This window comes from Flavobacterium beibuense F44-8 (assembly GCF_000769915.1).
GTDB classification, from domain to species: Bacteria; Bacteroidota; Bacteroidia; order Flavobacteriales; family Flavobacteriaceae; genus Flavobacterium; species Flavobacterium beibuense.
Map to the genome: position 1 here is coordinate 198061 of NZ_JRLV01000003.1, position 14894 is coordinate 212954.

Below are 14894 nucleotides of genomic sequence, written 5' to 3' on the forward strand. Positions count from 1 at the left end.
AACTATGCATAAACATTTTAGTTACCTCCTACTCTTCTTTTATGTTTCTGTGTTTGCACAGCAGCCACAAAAACCATCATCAGTAGAGATTTATCATAAAATTGAAAAACTTAACTTTTTAGGTACAGCATTATATATAGCTGCTCACCCTGATGACGAGAACACAAGGCTTATTTCATTTCTTTCAAACGAAAAAATGGCTCGTACCGGCTATCTAGCCCTAACTCGTGGTGATGGTGGACAAAACCTTATAGGACTTGAATTAAGGGAGTTATTAGGTGTTATCCGTACACAGGAACTGATTGAAGCCCGAAAGATTGATGGTGGCGAACAGTTTTTTAGTCGTGCCAATGATTTCGGCTTCTCTAAAGTGCCTGATGAAACCTTACAAATATGGGATAAGGAAGAAGTATTGCAGGATATGGTATGGATAATCAGGAAATTCAGACCGGATATTATTATTAACCGTTTTGACCACCGTACACCTGGTACTACACATGGGCATCACACTTCATCCGCAATGCTTACTCAGGAAGCTTTTGGTTTAGCGAACGATCCTAACTATGCTCCCGGCCAACTTAAATTTGTAAATACCTGGCAAACACAGCGTGTGTTTTTTAATGTATCGTGGTGGTTTTTTGGCGGAAAAGAACAGTTTGATAAAGCCGATAAATCAAAATATATAAACCTTTCTACAGGAGTATACTACCCTATGCTTGGTAAATCCAATCAGGAAATAGCAGCACTTAGCCGTAGCAGGCACCGTTCACAGGGTTTTGGTACTACTGGAGCACGCGGGGATGATATGGAATACCTTGAGCTGATAAAAGGTGACAATCTAAAGGATAAACAAAACCTTTTTGAAGGTATAGACACTTCATGGAACAGGGTTAAAAACGGAAAGAAAATAGGTAAAGCCGTTCAAAATATACTCGACAACTACGATTTCAAAAATCCTTCGACTTCATTACCTGCTTTGATAAGTGTTTATAAAGACATACAGGCTCTTGATGACGAATACTGGAAGGAGATAAAAACAAAAGAAATAAAAGATATTATTGCTGCATGCAGCGGACTGTTTGTTGAAGCAGTAGCCAATAGCCAGTCGGCAACACCGGGTAGTGAAATAACCATAAACTGGGAAGCCATTAACCGTAGTGCAGTACCAATGACTTTAAAGTCTGTTACAGTTTATCCTGATGATGAGACCTTTATTCATAATATTCCGTTACAAAACAATGTAGATAAAGGCGATAGCTTTACGGTTACCATCCCTCAGAACATAGAATATACTTCACCTTATTGGCTTAAAGAAAAAGGGAATAAGGGTATGTATACTGTGAATAATCAGGAGAAAATAGGTATACCCGATATTATAAGGGAATTATATATAAGTTTTGAAGTTGAAATAGACGGTATAATAATCCCTTTTAGAAGAGAATTGGTATATAAATACAATGATCCTGCTTTTGGCGAAGTGTATCAACCTTTTGATGTAGTCCCGGCTGTAACAACAAAAATTCTTAATAAGGTACAATTGTTTAAAGATAACAAAAAGCAGACTGTAGAAGTTAAAATAAGTGCCGGTAGAGACAACTGTAACGGCGAGCTTCAATTAAAACTACCTGATACCTGGAAGGTAAGTCCTGCTTCAATTCCGTTTAACCTGGAAAACAAAGGAAGTGAACTAACAGTATCATTTGAGGTTACTCCTCCGTCACATCCTGAAGAAGCAGTTGCTGAAAGTATAGCTTTAGTTAACAATAAACAATATGATAGAGAACAGGTAATTATAGATTATCCACATATTGCAAAACAACAGGTGTTACTACCATCTACAGCTAAGTTTACAAAAGCAGACATTGAAATTAAAGGCAGAAAAATTGCCTATATAATGGGTGCGGGAGATAACGTTCCTGAAAGCCTGAGGCAAATGGGATATGAAGTAAGTTTATTAAGTCCGTCGTTAATTAGTCCTGATATAATTAAAGATTTTGATGCTGTTGTTGTAGGTATCCGTGCCTATAATGTACTTGATGATTTGGTATACAAACAGCAAATTCTTTTTGATTATGTGAAAGAAGGTGGTAATATGATTGTACAATATAATACCACAGGCCATTTATCTATCAGGGATTTTGCTCCTTATCATCTTCGTATATCAAGAGACAGGGTTACTGAAGAAGATGCTGAAGTTACCTTTTTAGCACCCGAAAGTCCTGTTTTAAACAAACCTAATAAGATAACTGAAAACGATTTTAAAGGCTGGGTACAGGAACAGGGATTATATTATCCTGATGAATGGGGAGCGGAATTTACTCCTATCCTATCGTCTCATGATAAAGGAGAGTCGCCTAAAAAAGGAGCGCTGCTTATAGCAAAGCACGGAAAAGGTTATTATATTTATACCGGATTGAGCTTTTTCAGAGAGTTACCTGAAGGAGTTTCCGGAGCTTACAGGCTCATGGCAAACATAATTGCACTGGGCAAATAAAGTTAATGGCTGGTGTAACAAATACAATGTTTACCAGTCCTATTTAAAGCTAAAAAAAGAATTGTATGAAAGATAATCCCAATGCTTGGAAAAAAAGTTATTCGTTAGTAATACTACTTAACGTTATCTACATACTAGTGTTTTATTTTATAATGCAAATATTTACATAGATGCAGGCAATAGACTGGATTATACTTTCGGTTACACTACTTTTTATTGTTGTTTACGGTGTTATGAAAACCCGTGGCAGTAAAAACGTAGAGGAATTTATACTTGGAAATAACGAAACACCGTGGTGGACAGTAGGACTATCGGTTATGGCTACACAAGCCAGTGCCATTACCTTTTTATCTACACCCGGGCAGGCATACCATGATGGTATGGGCTTTGTACAGTTTTACTTTGGTATGCCTTTGGCAATGGTAGTTATATGTATCACCTTTATCCCTCTGTATCATAAATTAAAAGTTTTTACTGCCTACGAGTTTTTAGAACAACGATTTGACCTTAAAACCCGTTCGCTTGCTTCAATAATATTTTTAATTCAAAGAGGACTAGGTACAGGGCTAACCATTTATGCACCGGCCATTATTCTGTCATCACTTTTAGGATGGAATCTTAACCTTATGAACCTTGTTATAGGTGTACTGGTTATTATTTATACCTTTTCCGGTGGTACAAAGGCTGTAAATGTTACCCAAAAGCAACAGATGTTTGTAATCATGTCGGGTATGATAATTACTTTCTTTATTATCCTTAGTTACCTGCCTGACGAACTTAGTTTTGCCAATGCATTACATATTGCAGGTGCTAACGATAAAATGAATATTGTTGATTTCTCTTTTGACCCTGCCGAAAAATACACCATTTGGAGTGGTATTGCCGGAGGTTTCTTTTTGATGCTGGCTTATTTCGGGACCGACCAGTCTCAGGTACAACGTTACTTATCAGGGAAATCTATCAGGGAAAGCCAGATGGGACTTATAATGAACGGACTATTAAAAGTACCAATGCAGTTTTTTATACTGCTTATAGGTGTAATGGTTTTTATTTTCTTCCAGTTCCACTCGGCACCGCTACACTTTAACCCTAATAACGTTAAAGTTTTAAAGGAGTCACAATACAGTGATGAGTATGCCGGACTTGAAAAACAGCTTGAAGACCTTGCCCTGGAGAAAAAGGAAATAAGTATGATTTATGTAAATCAGCTTAATCAGGACTACGACAACAAGGAACTCCATAATAAAATGGTTACCCTTAACGCAAGAGAAAAAAGCCTTAGGGATAAAGCAAAAGGATTAATCAAAAAGGTGAATGAGAAAGCCGAAACCAACGATAAGGATTATGTTTTTCTATACTTTATATTAAACTTTTTGCCAAGAGGCCTTGTAGGATTACTCCTTGCTGTAATATTCTCGGCTGCAATGTCGTCGTCAGCTTCAGGTCTAAACGCCCTAGCATCTACTACCGCAATAGATATTTATAAGCGTAATGTAGGGCAAAAATCAGAGAAGCATTATGTAAATGCTACTAAAATGTTTACCCTTTTATGGGGAGTTATAGCCATACTGTTTGCCTGTGTGGGCACCTTGTTTGAAAACCTTATCCAGCTGGTAAACATAATCGGTTCTATTTTCTACGGAACCGTACTGGGTATTTTCCTTGTTGCTTTCTATATTAAATACATAAAAGCGCAGGCAATATTTTGGGGAGCTTTAATAACACAAACAGCAGTTATTTATATATGGTACGATTATGTACGAACAGATCATATAGGTTACCTGTGGCTTAACTTTATAGGTGCTATGTTGACTATATTCTTATCATTGATATTACAACCGTTTCTGGATAAAAATAAACCAATGCAGGAAGCATAAATTAAAAAAGGCAGGTTTTACAACCTGCCTTTTTTAATTTATTATTTTGAAAAAATTACTTTCTGCTCCATTCAAGGATAGAGTCCTTATTCATTTTCACATAATCGTAGTTGTTTGCTTTTTCAGCTCCAGCTAACGATTGTTTTGCTGTTTCAATAGCACCTTTCTTGTCTCCCATTTTAGCCTGTATAAGAGATTTTTGTCTTAAGATGTAAAAAGGAACATCCTGTCCGCTTGGTGTTTTAGCGATAGAATTATTAATCCACTCTAAAGCCTTATTCATATCAGCGTTAGACTGGTAGTAATATTGAGCTGCAGAGAAATAATCGCTAGCGCTTGGTCCCGCCATAGCTGTTTCAATACTTTCAATAGCTTTTTCTTTAGTAGGAACGACGAACTTTAAAGTAACCTTAGTTCTCTCCCATGACAGTTCAAGGTTAGCAAAGTCATTATCAAGATCAGCAATATTGATAGTAAACGTTTCTATATTTTTAGGAAGAAATTCTGGTTTAACTGTAGTTCTTAAAACTTCTTTTTTCTCATCCCATTTTTCAGGTAATCCCCAGTTGTGAGTATCGTTATAAAAAATAATATCCCAACTATCTGCCTTTGGTAATGTATATAATGCATATTCTCCTTTTGGAAGTGTTTTACCGTCAATAACCACGTCGTCACTAAAAGTAATAACAGTGTTGGTATTCGCACCTGTTCTCCATAATTTCCCGAAAGGAACTAACTCACCGTAAACTGACCTTCCTCTGGCACTTGGACGAGAATAATCAATTTTAACATTTGTAAGACCCACAGTCTGTTCAATTTTTGCTGACGGACTTGCCATTGGAGTCTGCACCTGAGCGTTTGTTGTTAAGCAGCCCAGCATTATAGCACCTGCAATAAGTAATTTTTTCATTTTAACCTGTTTTTGTTTTGTATATTGATACTGCGAAATTAATAATTATGCGTTTTACGATTGTTAAAAAATACTAAAAATAAGGTTCAACAAAGCTTAAAATTCCCTTGTGTTTCCTAACTTCACAAAGTTTAACACTTAAAATATAGCCTCATTTTGTATACACTACATAAGACACAAAAAATACCTGTAAGTTTAAATGAAGCCTGGAACTTTATTTCTACTCCCAAAAACCTTGCCGTAATTACCCCACCCTCAATGGGTTTCGTAACATTATCTGGTGATGACAAGGAAATGTTTGCCGGACAAATTATACACTACCATGTTAGACCGTTACTGGGGTTAAAAATGGAATGGGTAACAGAAATAACCCATGTTGAGGATAAGCGCTTTTTTGTTGATGAGCAACGTTTTGGTCCTTATAAATTCTGGCATCATAAACATTTTTTAAAAGAAATACCAGGGGGTGTTGAAATGGAAGACATTATACACTATAAACTACCTATGGGTATATTAGGAAAAATGGTGCAACCATTTATGGTAAAACCTAAACTGGAAGAGATTTTCGAGTACAGGAAAAACAAATTAATTGAACTTTTTGGAGAATTTAACGACTAATTATACATGAACATATTCTGGTTTAGAAGAGATTTACGAATAGAAGATAATACCGGACTCTACGAAGCATTGAACAGCGATGAAAAAGTGCTTCCAATTTTTATTTTTGATAAAAACATTCTTGATGAATTACCTATAAGTGATGCAAGAGTAACCTTTATACATGCACTTCTTAGTGACCTGAATAAAGCTTTCAAATCACATAACAGTTCACTTGCCGTATTTCATGATACTCCCGAAAAAGTATTCAAAAAACTGGTCTCCGAAAACAAAATAAAAGCTGTTTACACCAACCATGACTATGAGCCTTACGCTTTAAAAAGAGATAAAGAAACACTTCAATTATTTAGGGATAATAACATTGTATTTAAGCATTTTAAGGATCAGGTAATATTCGAAAAAAATGATGTAGTTAAAGACGATGGAACTCCTTATGTAGTATATACTCCATTCATGAAAAAGTGGAAGGAAAAGTTTACCGAAAGTCATATCAGGCAACATCATCCGGAAAATAAACTTGATAATTTAGCTTCACATTCCTATCCGTTTTTAGAGTTGAACGATATTGGTTTCTCTAAAAGTGACATAAAAGTTAAACCCTACAATACTACTCCTACCCTAATCGATAATTATGAGGATACCCGAAATATTCCCTCTATAGAAGGAACTTCATTTTTGAGTCCGCATTTACGTTTTGGTTCTGTTAGTGTTCGTCAGTTGGTCAAAAAAGCGTTGGAAAGTAAAAATCAAACATTTTTAAACGAACTGATATGGCGTGAATTTTTTATGCAGATATTATGGCATTTCCCCGAAACGGTTAGTAAGAGCTTTCGTCCGAAATACGATAATATCAAATGGCGTAATAACGAAGAGGAATTTAAAGCATGGTGTGAAGGTAAAACCGGATATGCTATGGTAGATGCGGGCATGCGCGAGCTAAACAACACTGGCTATATGCACAACAGGGTGCGTATGGTGGTAGCCAGTTTTTTATGCAAACATCTGTTAATCGACTGGCGCTGGGGCGAGGCCTATTTTGCAAAAAAGTTATTGGACTATGAACAATCCAGCAACATAGGCAACTGGCAATGGGCTGCCGGAAGCGGTGTAGATGCTGCTCCATACTTCAGGATATTTAACCCTATAGAACAGGCCAAAAAGTTTGATCCTGATTTGAAATACATAAAAAAATGGGTGCCTGAATATCAGGAAATAAGCTACAGGGCAATTGTAGATCATAAAGAAGCGCGCGAAAGAGCACTTAAAGTTTATAAGGAAGCTGTACAATAATGTTTGGCAAAACATAAACTTTAAATACATTTGTGTAGCAAACACTATACAACCAAACAGATGATAGCATATAACCCAAAAGAGTGGTTTTCATTCATATTTCGTTTTCATAAAGCCGATACATTCAGAAAGTTACTCCCATTAATGCTTGCTATTGGGGTATATTCATTAGGCGTCGCTTATCTTGAACTGGAATACTGGAAAGTATCTGAAAGCAGTCATGTTAAGAATATAACCGTGATGCATACCCTTTTGGGATTTGTTATATCATTATTACTGGTATTCAGGACTAATACTGCTTACGATCGTTGGTGGGAAGGCAGAAAAGCCTGGGGAGCGTTAGTAAACAATAGTAGAAACCTGGCTATGAAGATAGCGGTAATGGTAAAAAGTGATGAGGACAAAGAAATCTTCAGGAAACTTATTCCTGCCTATTCTGCAGTTTTGAATCTGCACCTTAAAAATGTAGACGTTAAACATGAACTTTTTGATAATGCTACCCTATCTGACGATCATTATAAACATAAGCCAAATCAAATAGCAAAAACTATAATTGCTAAAATCAATAAGCTATACGAACAGGGAAAGATTACCGGAGACCAGCTTATTGTGCTTAATGCCGAAATGCAGTCACTAACCGATATATGTGGTATTTGTGAAAGGATTAAAAATACCCCTATTCCCTACTCTTACAGTGCTTTTATAAAGAAATTTATATTTATATATGTAATGTCGTTACCTTTTGGTTATGTGTTTTCACTTGGCTATCTGGTAATACCTGTTGTTATAGTCATTTTTTATGTATTAGCGAGTTTAGAACTTATTGCCGAAGAAATTGAAGATCCGTTTGGTTATGACCCTAACGACTTGCCGACAGCAAGACTTGCCGAAATGATGCAGAAAAATGTAGAAGAGCTTATCTATTAATTTAGTTTCCCGTTAACATTTTCACATATGTTATTTCCTTAATATTATATTTTAAAAAATACTATGGAAGCAGACGATAAAAAAGAACAAGATAATGATGGTGTTACACAATATACCGATAGTGTAGACACAAATGCGCATTACGATAAATCAGGTAAAATAACCCGAGAGGATTTTCGGGATGAAAAAGACAGTATTAATAACTGGGATGCCGAGAAAAACCGCTCAGGAAGACATAAATAAATAATAATTTCTCACGAAGCTTAACCTAAACTTACTCCTTAATTTACCTCATAGTGAAAATGATGTATACATATGAAAGGAAGCAAACTATCTGTAAAAGAAATAGAACATAAAGACATAAACTTTATTGCAGACTATTGGTTTAATTCTGATAAAGAATATCTTTTAAATATGGGAGTTGATGTTGAGAAACTTCCTGCCAGAGAAGACTTTGTTGCAATGCTACAAACCCAGATTACCTTACCCTATAATGAGAAAAAAGTATATGGTGTAGTTTGGTATGTAGACGATAAACCTATAGGTCACAGTAACCTAAATCCACTTGTTTACAACGATCATGGTTATATGCATTTGCATATATGGTACAAAGAATACAGAAACAAAGGCTATGGTATTGATTTTATTAAAATGAGTGCGGCAGCATATTTTAATAACCTTAAGCTAAAAGAGCTATACTGCCAGCCTAACGCCTTTAACCCATCTCCAAACAAAACACTCGAAAAAGCCGGATTCAGATTTGTAAAAGAATACATTACTACACCCGGTTCTATTACGCTTGAACAGGTAGTAAAACTATGGGAAACAAATGAGGCAATAATATAAACGGAACATCCGTTTTTGTAAAAGCTGATTTATTTTTACTTAATTTGTACAGTATTATTTTAGGCACGCTAATTGCTGCTTAGTTTAAAAGAACAAAATTGACATGAAATACCTTTGTACCCTTTTGCTTATACTTTGCCTTACTCCAAAGCTAATAGCTCAGGGTGGCGATAAGCCACGCGGAGGTATTGCCATACCACGTGAGGAAAATCCGCAAACGTCACCAGAACCGGAAACTGATGATGAGATTCCTAGTATATTTAGTTTTGAACCTCCAAAAAAAGAACTTGATCCACGTTTCCAGATTGGGGTTGACAGGACAGACACGTCTCCTATGTCTACTGAAAGTCAGTTTGCTGATAATACAGATCAGTATGAGGATAGGGTAAAAATTAAAATGGGAGGTGAATCGAATGAAGCCTATCGTGGTGATATGTTCCTGGGTGAGATACGAACCGATGCTGAGTATGTAAACTCTTTTGCTGCCGACTTTGGTTTACAGGATGGTGACAGGATAAGAATTTGGCTTAACGGCAAAATAGTGATTAGTAATTTTGTGCTTGCAAATAATCCATCAGCTATACAAATACGACTTTCACCAGGCTTTAACAAAATTGACTTTGAGGCATTAAATCAGGGTACAACAGGTCCAAATACGGCAGACATAAGAATATATGATGACAACCGTAAACTCCTTACATCTAATCAGTGGAATCTGGCAACCGGATTTAAAGCCACAGTAATTATAGTTAAGGAAGATAAACCTACCACAACTACCCCACCAACTACAGATAAATCAGAATAATAATATTTAATTACAGCATATAAAAAAGCCCTCTTAATGAGGGCTTTTTTAGTTTATTTATCTGTTAGCTTGTAGCATACATTTTCTTTCTTAATTCTTTGATTTTATCATCATCAAGATAATCATCAAATGTCATGTAACGGTCAATAACTCCGTTTGGCGTAATTTCAAGTACCCTGTTACCTACAGTTTGTGCAAACTCGTGGTCATGAGTAGTGAACAGTACAGATCCTTTAAAGTTTTTAAGCGAGTTATTAAACGCCGTGATCGATTCAAGATCAAGGTGGTTTGTAGGTTCATCAAGCATTAAAACGTTAGCTCTTAACATCATCATTCTTGAAAGCATACAACGTACTTTTTCACCTCCCGATAATACTCTTGAAGATTTTAAAGCCTCTTCACCACTAAATAACATTTTCCCTAAGAAACCACGGATATAAACCTCGTCACGCTCTTCTTCGGTAGTTGCCCATTGGCGTAACCAGTCTACAAGATTAAGGTCAGTATCAAAAAACTCATGGTTTTCTGCCGGAAGGTATGACTGTATAGTGGTAACACCCCATTCAAACTTACCGCTATCCGGTTTCATTTTACCATTTATAATTTCGTAGAATGCAGATGTAGCACGAGAATCTCTTGATACTACCACTATCTTATCACCTTTAGCCATATTAAGGTTAAGGTCTTTAAACAGAAGCTCTCCGTCTATCGAAGCACTTAAATCTGTTATATTTAATATTTGATCTCCAGCCTCACGCTCCTGTTCAAAAATAATTGCAGGATAACGTCTGCTTGAAGGTTTAATATCATCAACTTTAAGTTTCTCAAGCATTTTTTTACGGCTGGTAGCCTGTTTAGATTTAGCCACGTTAGCACTAAAACGCATGATGAACTCCTGAAGTTCTTTTTTCTTCTCTTCAGCTTTTTTGTTTTGCTGTGCTCTTTGTTTAGCAGCCAGCTGACTTGACTCATACCAGAAGGTATAGTTACCTGAGTAATGGTTAATTTTACTAAAGTCAATATCTGAAATATGTGTACATACAGCATCCAGGAAGTGACGGTCGTGAGATACAACAATTACAGTATTCTCGTAGTTAGCCAGGAAATTCTCTAACCATGAAATTGTCTCAAAGTCAAGGTCGTTGGTAGGCTCATCCATTATAAGTACATCAGGACTACCAAATAAGGCCTGTGCTAATAACACACGTACTTTCAGCTTGCTGTCCATATCTCCCATAAGGGTATAGTGAAACTCATCACCAATACCTAAGCTTGATAATAAGGCTGCAGCATCAGAATCAGCATTCCAACCGTTCATCTCTTCAAAAACTACCTGAAGCTCACCTACCCTTTCACCATCTTTATCAGAAAAGTCAGGCTTAAGGTAAATTTCATCCATCTCCTTTTTAACGGCAAATAATGTCTTGTTACCCATCATAACGGTTTCAAGTACTGTGTGCTCGTCAAACATATTGTGGTTCTGGTTAAGTACCGACATACGTTTGCCCGGTTCAAGGAACACATGTCCCGAGGTTGGATCTATATCTCCTGCAAGTATTTTTAAGAAAGTAGATTTACCGGCACCGTTTGCACCAATAATACCATAACAGTTACCCTGAGTAAAAGAGGTGTTTACTTCGTCAAATAAAATTCTTTTACCAAACTGAACTGATAAATTTGAAACTGAAAGCATTTTAAAAAATTTTTTGGCAAAAGTAAGAAAAATAGAAGCAGTATCCTATTGACCAATGTCATAATAAACATTAAAATATTTTAACGGTGTTTTAACAGCTTACATACATAAGAACAAATATTTTTGTTAATGTACGGAAAAAACGCAATGACAAACAACTTTAAAAAATTACTACTGTTATTTACAATAATTGTTAGCTTATCATCATGTGGTAATGGCAACAATTATGAAGCTTATTTTGGGGGTGAAATAACCAGTCCAAAATCAGATCATATTTATTTTTGCCGTGATAATAAAGTAATCGATACCATAAAATTAGATGATAATAACAGATTTTTTATAAAGTTTGACTCCCTTACCCCCGGAATGTACAGTTTTAAACACGAGCCTTATTATCAATATGTGTACTTTGATAAAAATGACAGCTTAATGGTAAATATAGACACAAGGCATTTTGATGAGTCTATAGTATTTAGCGGCAAAGGGAATGAGAAAAATAATTTCATGATGGAATTATATCTGGCTAATGAAAAAGACCGTAATAGCTGTTTCTCTGTTTTTGATTATGATTACGATAAATTCACAAAATGCATTGATTCCACTTATCAAAAACGAATAGCGTATTATGAAGAAGAAAAATCAAGACTGGACTGGAGCAATGGTTTTGATTTTTATGTAAAAGCCAGGTTAGACTTCAACTATTACTCAAAAAAAGAATACTACCCCTACGCCTGCGCAATAAAAACAGGGAAAAAAATAAACAGTCTTATTCCTGATAATTATTATGATTACAGAGAAGGAATAGAGTTTAACAACCCAAAACTTACCAACTACACACCTTTTGTAAGATACTTTACCGTAATGCTTAATAATATGGCAAAGAGCAAAAGCGAAACTTACAAAATACCTGAAGATACACTTGAGGAAAACATAACCAAACTAAACCTTGCTGATTCAATATTCATTAATGAAGGTGTAAAAAACCAGGTTCTTAACACACTGGCTTTTAATTATCTTTTAGAGGACAGGAATATTGTTAATCACGAAGAATTTTTGGAATGTTTCAATGAATTGTCAACAGATGATGATGACAGTAATGAAATTGTACGTATAGGGCAAGCTGCAGGCGAACTTAGTGAAGGTAAAAAACTACCTGAAATAGAGCTCGTAGACAGTTATGATAACCCTATTGATATAAATAATGGTATAAATGAAAAAACTGTTATATTTTTCTGGACAAGTTGTTCTAAATCAAGATTAAAGGTTATTGATGAAAAAATAGACTTACTGAGACAGAAATATGGAGAAATAGATTTTATAGCTATAAATGTTGATGAAGACAAAGAGTGGAAAAAAACAATGAAGGAATATCATCTTGAAAATGCCTGTCAGCTTAGAGCTTCAAACTTTAAGGTATTAAAGGATAAATGGGCTTTTACTAAAATAAACCGAACGATTGTACTAAATCCAGATGGTACTATTAAAAGAGGTTTTGCCAATTTAATGGACTCAAACTTTGGACAACATCTTAACTAATTACCTAATTGGTATCCATATTTCTTCTTCCGATTCGTCACTACCATTTTTATACTTCTCTCCTAACACTTCAAAATGCGGACGATTATCTAAAACATAGCCTGATTGCGGTAACCATTCTTTCATTATATAGCCAAATACCTGTGCTGCATTAAATGGATTTCCTTTATAATAAAATACAGCATACATACCGCCTTCCAGATCAAATGTTTCCATACCTTCGGGAACAGTATTGAAATCAGTAACTTCAACAAGTGCCCATTTTTTGAATTCAGTAGCCGGATTAAATTGAGAAAAGAAGTTTTCATCATACACCTGTAACGAATACATATCATTGCTAATAGTATTAGTAATGTCTTTTCGCCTTGGCATAAAACTCCGCCATAATTCAGCCGTTTTATTATCAATAAATGACATGTTTAAGTTAAGACCAATGAATTTTTTAGCAGAAATAGTTTTTATCTCAGAAATCATTTTTCAAAGATATAAACCTGACTGAATTAACCACTTGTAAATCCACTATAAAACTTTGACAGAATAATATATTAAATATTTTAACAATTAAATTAATAAAATCATACTTTTGAAAGTATAATAAAATTAAAAATATATTCATGGAAGGAAAATTAGGAAATCCGGCACCGCTAGGTCTTATGGGCTTTGCAATGACAACCATACTGCTTAATATACATAATATGGGATTCTACCCGTTAAGCTCGGTAGTACTGTCTATGGGGATATGTTACGGAGGGATTGCTCAGGTAATAGCCGGTTTGCTATCTTTCAAAAAAGGAAACACTTTTGCTGCTACAGCTTTTACTTCATACGGATTCTTCTGGCTATCACTGGTAGGGATATGGATGCTACCCGCAACAGGTATTGAAAACGCTCAGGCTACCCCACCCGACTTTTTAGGATGGTACTTAGCTTTATGGGGGCTGTTCACTGCTTTTTTATGGGTGGGAACTTTTAAAAACAGTAAAGTACAACAGTTTGTATTCTTGTCATTAACTATTTTATTTTTCCTATTAGCAACAGCTATCTGGACAAAAGACGGAAACCTACATAAAATAGCTGGTATTGTAGGTGTTATTTGTGGTAGTAGTGCTTTTTACCTCGCTATAGCCGAACTACTTGAAGAGGTAAAAGGCAGGAGGATTTTGCCTTATTAACCAAGAACTAAGGTAGTAACCATACTTTCCATTTAGGCTTGGTTCTAAATTTTTTATAATGATATGAAAAATCATTAAAATCTTCAGGCAATGGTAAATTGTTAACCTGAGCATATTGAGTATAATCTTTAATAGTATTTAGAGGGGTACTCGTCTTTTCCTTAAGGTCATAAACAACAAAATCATAATAAGGGGAGTTATGATAATCACGAATTACTTCTGCACAAAGCTTATTTTTAGATATAGTAAATTTACCGATATCAAAATCTTCCGGGTCGTATGCATCCGGATCCGGGTAAAAGTATACCATTCCACCATCACTACAAAACACATGCTGCTTATACCCTATAGGAATCATTACTGTTTCTCCCAAACCATTATCCCTTTCATAAGAAAATCTGTATAATATTAATATTACAAAAAGAATCGGAATGCAGAAACACCAGAAATATAACTTACGGGTTGTAATTCCTGAAATAAAAGAAAGTCTTGTCGTTTTAGCAATTAGTAATACAACTAACAACAAAATTCCTGAATACAGAAGTGACAGCAATAAACAGTGAATTAATGTTACTATTAACTCAAAATAGGCTACAATCATGGTAAGGCAATTAAGTATTCAAAAATATAACATGATAATATAAAATCATATTGGTTTTAACAGTTTCTTACTCCTACTTCTACTATAAAAATACCTTTAAAATCAGTATCTTTGCGTTTTGCACC

At 35.3% G+C, this 14894-nt stretch carries 14 protein-coding genes; 10 read left to right on the forward strand and 4 right to left on the reverse strand.

All coding sequences use genetic code 11. From position 1 onward, the window contains the following. The first annotated feature begins 4 nt into the window (after positions 1 to 4). Positions 5 to 2494 carry a PIG-L family deacetylase gene (locus Q763_RS03055; protein ID WP_035131074.1) on the forward strand — a complete coding sequence of 830 codons (2490 nt, stop codon included), beginning with the start codon at positions 5 to 7 and terminating at the stop codon, positions 2492 to 2494. Positions 2495 to 2664: 170 nt separating this feature from the next. Then, positions 2665 to 4371 (forward strand): sodium:solute symporter, encoded by a 1707-nt coding sequence (locus tag Q763_RS03060; RefSeq protein WP_035131076.1) that lies wholly within the window; start codon positions 2665 to 2667, stop codon positions 4369 to 4371. 55 nt (positions 4372 to 4426) lie between these two features. On the opposite strand, the gene Q763_RS03065 is transcribed toward Q763_RS03060, so the two are convergent. After that, on the reverse strand, positions 4427 to 5281 hold the full coding sequence (locus tag Q763_RS03065; RefSeq protein ID WP_035131077.1) for a DUF2911 domain-containing protein: 855 nt from the start codon (positions 5279 to 5281) through the stop codon (positions 4427 to 4429). Between the two features lie 153 nt (positions 5282 to 5434). Between Q763_RS03065 and Q763_RS03070 the strand changes: the two genes are divergently transcribed. The 6 genes from Q763_RS03070 (at position 5435) to Q763_RS17335 (ending at position 9767) form a co-directional block, all read left to right on the forward strand. Next, positions 5435 to 5899, forward strand: a complete 465-nt coding sequence (locus Q763_RS03070; protein ID WP_035131079.1) for an SRPBCC family protein — start codon at positions 5435 to 5437, stop codon at positions 5897 to 5899. Positions 5900 to 5905: 6 nt separating this feature from the next. After that, positions 5906 to 7189, forward strand: a complete 1284-nt coding sequence (locus tag Q763_RS03075) for a cryptochrome/photolyase family protein (protein WP_035131081.1) — start codon at positions 5906 to 5908, stop codon at positions 7187 to 7189. 60 nt (positions 7190 to 7249) lie between these two features. Beyond that, entirely contained in the window at positions 7250 to 8116 is an 867-nt protein-coding gene (locus Q763_RS03080) for a bestrophin family protein (RefSeq protein WP_035131082.1), read from the forward strand. Between the two features lie 63 nt (positions 8117 to 8179). After that, positions 8180 to 8359, forward strand: coding sequence for a hypothetical protein (locus tag Q763_RS03085; protein ID WP_035131083.1), 180 nt, complete (start codon positions 8180 to 8182; stop codon positions 8357 to 8359). 72 nt (positions 8360 to 8431) lie between these two features. Next, positions 8432 to 8962 carry a GNAT family N-acetyltransferase gene (locus Q763_RS03090; RefSeq protein ID WP_035131084.1) on the forward strand — a complete coding sequence of 177 codons (531 nt, stop codon included), beginning with the start codon at positions 8432 to 8434 and terminating at the stop codon, positions 8960 to 8962. A gap of 103 nt (positions 8963 to 9065) precedes the next feature. After that, a complete protein-coding gene (locus Q763_RS17335) occupies positions 9066 to 9767 on the forward strand; it encodes a hypothetical protein (protein ID WP_052123205.1) in 702 nt (233 codons plus the stop codon). Positions 9768 to 9831: 64 nt separating this feature from the next. On the opposite strand, the gene Q763_RS03100 is transcribed toward Q763_RS17335, so the two are convergent. Next, on the reverse strand, positions 9832 to 11460 hold the full coding sequence (locus Q763_RS03100) for an ABC-F family ATP-binding cassette domain-containing protein (RefSeq protein ID WP_035131085.1): 1629 nt from the start codon (positions 11458 to 11460) through the stop codon (positions 9832 to 9834). Between the two features lie 129 nt (positions 11461 to 11589). Between Q763_RS03100 and Q763_RS03105 the strand changes: the two genes are divergently transcribed. Beyond that, complete coding sequence (locus Q763_RS03105; protein WP_035131086.1) at positions 11590 to 12996, forward strand: TlpA family protein disulfide reductase; 1407 nt, start codon at positions 11590 to 11592, stop codon at positions 12994 to 12996. Here Q763_RS03105 and Q763_RS03110 read toward each other — a convergent pair whose 3' ends face one another. Next, entirely contained in the window at positions 12997 to 13470 is a 474-nt protein-coding gene (locus tag Q763_RS03110) for a GyrI-like domain-containing protein (protein WP_035131087.1), read from the reverse strand. It lies immediately after the preceding gene. 140 nt (positions 13471 to 13610) lie between these two features. Here Q763_RS03110 and Q763_RS03115 point away from each other — a divergent pair, with 140 nt between their 5' ends. Next, on the forward strand, positions 13611 to 14168 hold the full coding sequence (locus tag Q763_RS03115; RefSeq protein ID WP_035131089.1) for an acetate uptake transporter: 558 nt from the start codon (positions 13611 to 13613) through the stop codon (positions 14166 to 14168). A 7-nt stretch (positions 14169 to 14175) separates the two neighbouring features. On the opposite strand, the gene Q763_RS17775 is transcribed toward Q763_RS03115, so the two are convergent. Further along, positions 14176 to 14541: a hypothetical protein gene (locus Q763_RS17775; protein WP_157499294.1), complete on the reverse strand. Its 366-nt coding sequence runs from the start codon at positions 14539 to 14541 to the stop codon at positions 14176 to 14178. Positions 14542 to 14894: the final 353 nt, after the last annotated feature.